We start from the raw sequence: 3167 nt of genomic DNA, 5'->3' as shown, positions 1-3167 counted from the left end.
CCGTGCCGCCATGCAGGGCAAGGATCTGAACCTGTCGCTCGGGTTCTCGCATCCGGTCCTGTTCGTGGCGCCGGAAGGCATCACCATCTCGACCCCGACCCAGACCGAAGTGCTGGTCCAGGGCACCGACAAGCAGCGCGTCGGTGAAGTGGCTGCCAAGATCCGTGGCTTCCGTCCGCCGGAGCCCTACAAGGGCAAGGGTGTGAAGTACGCCGGCGAAGTCATCATTCGTAAGGAAGCCAAGAAGGCCTAATCAGGCGCGGGAACTTCCACGGGAGCCTGGCCGTCRCCGGCCGGGTTTCTCAACGCAAAAGCCCGCTTCACTTCAGCTTTCAAGGAACTCAAATCATGAGYATCAACAAGAACATCGCCCGCCTGCGTCGCGCCAAGTCGACCCGTGCACACATCCGCGTTCTCGGCGTGCCGCGTCTGTCGGTGCTGCGCACCGGTCAGCACCTGTACGCCCAGGTCTTCACCGCCGATGGCTCCAAGGTGCTGGCTGCTGCCAACACCACCCAGGCCGACGTCAAGGAAGGCCTGAAGAACGGCAAGAACAGCGACGCCGCCACCAAGGTCGGCAAGCTGGTCGCCGAGCGCGCCAAGGCTGCGGGCATCGAGAAGGTCGCTTTCGACCGCTCGGGCTACCGCTACCACGGTCGCATCAAGGCACTGGCCGACGCAGCCCGCGAAGGCGGCCTGCAGTTCTAAGGGATTCGGGGGCAGGGGTTTCTCCTGCTCCCACCTGCCTGCCGGCGCGGGTTGCGCCGGACGACGTCCTTCTTCTGCAAGGGCGATCGGTTCACCGCACCACTTCACAGCTATAAGCGGCCCTGAGCCGTACATACCCAACCAATCAAGGAATCAACATGGCAGAAGAACGTCAGCAGCGGGGTCGCGATCGCGACCGTAACCGCGAAGAGAAAGTCGACGACGGCATGATCGAGAAGCTGGTCGCGGTCAACCGCGTCAGCAAGACCGTCAAGGGCGGTCGCCAGTTCACCTTCACCGCACTGACCGTGGTCGGTGACGGCGCAGGCAAGGTCGGTTTCGGTTACGGCAAGGCGCGTGAAGTGCCGGTCGCCATCCAGAAGTCGATGGAGCAGGCGCGCAAGAACCTGGCCGACGTCGATCTGAACAACGGCACCCTGTGGCACCCGGTGAAGTCCGGCCACGGCGCAGCCCGCGTGTTCATGATGCCGGCCTCCGAAGGTACCGGTGTCATCGCCGGTGGTGCCATGCGCGCCGTGCTGGAAGCCGTTGGCGTCAAGAACGTGCTGGCCAAGGCCGTCGGTTCGCGCAACCCGATCAACCTGGTTCGCGCCACGTTGAAGGGCCTGGGCGAAATGCAGTCGCCGGCTCGCATTGCAGCCAAGCGCGGCAAGAAGGTAGAGGATCTCAACCATGGCTAATGAAACCGTCAAGACCGTCAAGGTCCGCCTGGTGCGCGGCCTCCGTGGTGCCCAGTCGCGTCACCGCCTGTCGGTGCGTGCCCTGGGTCTGAGCAAGCTCAACGATGTCCGTGAACTGAAGGACAGCCCGCAGGTTCGCGGTCTGATCAACAAGGTCCACTACCTCGTCAAGGTTGAGGAATAATCCAATGACCATGCATCTGAATGAACTGAGCCCGGCACCGGGCGCTCGCAAAGAGCGTACCCGCGTCGGTCGTGGTATCGGCTCCGGCCTGGGCAAGACCTGCGGCCGCGGCCACAAGGGTTCGTTTGCCCGTAAGGGTGGCGGCAAGATCAAGGCAGGCTTCGAAGGCGGCCAGACCCCCATGCAGCGTCGTCTGCCGAAGGTCGGTTTCCGTTCCAAGATCGCCAAGGACACCGCTGAAGTGCTGTCCTACCAGCTGGAACGCCTGGAAGCGGGCGAGATCGACTTCGCCGCGCTGCGCGCTGCCAAGCTGGTCCCGAGCACCGCGAAGCGTGCCAAGATCGTCATGAAGGGCGACCTGACCAAGGCGTTCACCCTGAAGGGCGTCGCTGCAACGGCCAGTGCCAAGGCCGCGATCGAAGCTGCCGGCGGCAGCGTACAGGAGTAAGACATGGCGCAAGCTGGCATTGGTAACCTCGGCGGCGGGCTCGGCAAGTTCACGGAACTTCGTCAGCGTCTGCTGTTCGTCATCGGGGCGTTGATCGTCTATCGCATCGGCTGTTATGTGCCGGTGCCGGGCGTGAATCCCGATGCCATGCTTGCGCTCATGCAGGCGCAGGGCGGCGGCATCGTGGACATGTTCAACATGTTCTCGGGCGGCGCCCTGCACCGTTTCAGCATTTTCGCGCTGAACGTGATGCCGTACATTTCGGCGTCCATCGTGATGCAGCTGGCGGTCCATATCTTCCCGGCATTGAAGGCAATGCAGAAGGAAGGTGAATCAGGCCGTCGCAAGATCACCCAATATTCCCGCATCGGCGCCGTGTTGCTGGCCGTGGTGCAGGGCGGCAGCATTGCGCTGGCGCTGCAGAACCAGCTGTCGCCGAGCGGCGCGCCGGTCGTGTACGCCCCGGGCATGGGCTTTGTGCTCACCGCCATCGTCGCGCTGACCGCCGGTACGATCTTCCTGATGTGGGTTGGCGAGCAGGTCACCGAGCGTGGCATCGGCAACGGCGTCTCGCTGATCATCTTCGCCGGCATCGTCGCCGGCCTGCCGGGCGCGGTCATCCACACCGTGGAAGCCTACCGCGACGGCAACATGAGCTTCATTTCGTTGCTGCTGATCGTGCTGGTGGTGCTGGCCTTCACCTACTTCGTGGTGTTCGTCGAGCGTGGCCAGCGTCGGATCACGGTGAACTACGCGCGCCGCCAGGGCGGTCGCAATGCGTACATGAACCAGACCTCGTTCCTGCCGCTGAAGCTGAACATGGCGGGCGTGATCCCGGCCATCTTCGCCTCGAGCATCCTGGCGTTCCCGACGACCCTGGCCATGTGGTCCGGCCAGGCCAGTTCGGCCACGTGGCTGCAGAAGGTTGCCAATGCGCTGGGTCCGGGCGAGCCGCTGCACATGATCGTGTTCGCTGCGCTGATCACCGGTTTCGCGTTCTTCTATACCGCGCTGGTGTTCAACTCGCAGGAAACCGCCGACAACCTGAAGAAGTCGGGCGCGCTGATTCCGGGCATTCGTCCGGGCAAGGCCACCGCCGATTACATCGACGGTGTGCTGACCCGCC

6 protein-coding genes are annotated in these 3167 nt (G+C 63.7%); all 6 read left to right on the top strand.

The annotated features are described in order from the left end of the window. Positions 1-253, top strand: a 253-nt coding sequence (locus tag AC1DQP_RS18645; RefSeq protein WP_478052216.1) for a 50S ribosomal protein L6, incomplete at its 5' end; no start/stop codon positions are given. Positions 254-348: 95 nt separating this feature from the next. Further along, complete coding sequence (gene rplR / locus AC1DQP_RS18640) at positions 349-708, top strand: 50S ribosomal protein L18 (protein WP_256776223.1); 360 nt, start codon at positions 349-351, stop codon at positions 706-708. 158 nt (positions 709-866) lie between these two features. Next, positions 867-1409, top strand: coding sequence for a 30S ribosomal protein S5 (gene rpsE / locus AC1DQP_RS18635; RefSeq protein WP_448135327.1), 543 nt, complete (start codon positions 867-869; stop codon positions 1407-1409). Beyond that, entirely contained in the window at positions 1402-1593 is a 192-nt protein-coding gene (gene rpmD, locus AC1DQP_RS18630; RefSeq protein WP_256776224.1) for a 50S ribosomal protein L30, read from the top strand. The genes rpsE and rpmD overlap by 8 nt, the downstream gene beginning before the upstream one ends. Positions 1594-1597: 4 nt before the next feature. Then, complete coding sequence (gene rplO, locus AC1DQP_RS18625; RefSeq protein ID WP_019186161.1) at positions 1598-2041, top strand: 50S ribosomal protein L15; 444 nt, start codon at positions 1598-1600, stop codon at positions 2039-2041. Positions 2042-2044: 3 nt separating this feature from the next. Next, on the top strand, positions 2045-3167 hold a 1123-nt coding region (gene secY, locus AC1DQP_RS18620), incomplete at its 3' end, for a preprotein translocase subunit SecY (RefSeq protein WP_478052215.1).

This window comes from Stenotrophomonas sp. P5_A8, from assembly GCF_056400545.1.
Note: the sequence above shows the minus strand (reverse complement) of the source record. Positions and strands in the feature narration are given on the sequence as shown.